This window comes from Actinomyces sp. HMSC065F12 (assembly GCF_001814535.1).
Lineage (GTDB): Bacteria > Actinomycetota > Actinomycetes > Actinomycetales > Actinomycetaceae > Pauljensenia > Pauljensenia radingae_A.
Genome location: NZ_KV817036.1, coordinates 1 through 406, shown reverse-complemented (window position 1 = coordinate 406; position 406 = coordinate 1). Strand labels below are relative to the sequence as shown.

The following is a 406-nucleotide window of genomic DNA, read 5'->3' as shown; positions in this document are numbered from 1 at the left end:
GCGTGCCGGAGAACATTGTGTGGCGTCAGCCGTTCCCCGGTCCTGGCCTGGGAATCCGCATCATTGGTGACGTGACGCGCGAACGCCTGGAGATTCTGCGCGCCGCGGATCTGATTGCCCGTGAAGAGCTGACCGCTGCCGGGCTGGATCGTGAGATCTGGCAGTGTCCGGTGGTGTTGCTGGCAAATGTGCATTCGGTTGGCGTGCAGGGCGATGGCCGCACCTATGGCCATCCGATTGTGCTGCGCCCCGTGTCGTCCGAGGATGCCATGACGGCCGACTGGTCGCGCGTACCGTTCGATGTCCTGGCCCGCATCTCCAACCGCATCACCAACGCGGTGCCCGAGGTCAACCGCGTTGTCCTGGACGTAACCAGCAAGCCGCCGGCAACGATTGAGTGGGAGTA

The 406-nt window shown here is 64.0% G+C and carries 1 pseudogene; it reads left to right on the top strand.

Going from position 1 to position 406, the window contains the following annotated elements:
- Positions 1 to 406: pseudogene (locus tag HMPREF2975_RS10205) on the top strand (GMP synthase (glutamine-hydrolyzing)); the annotation flags it as partial.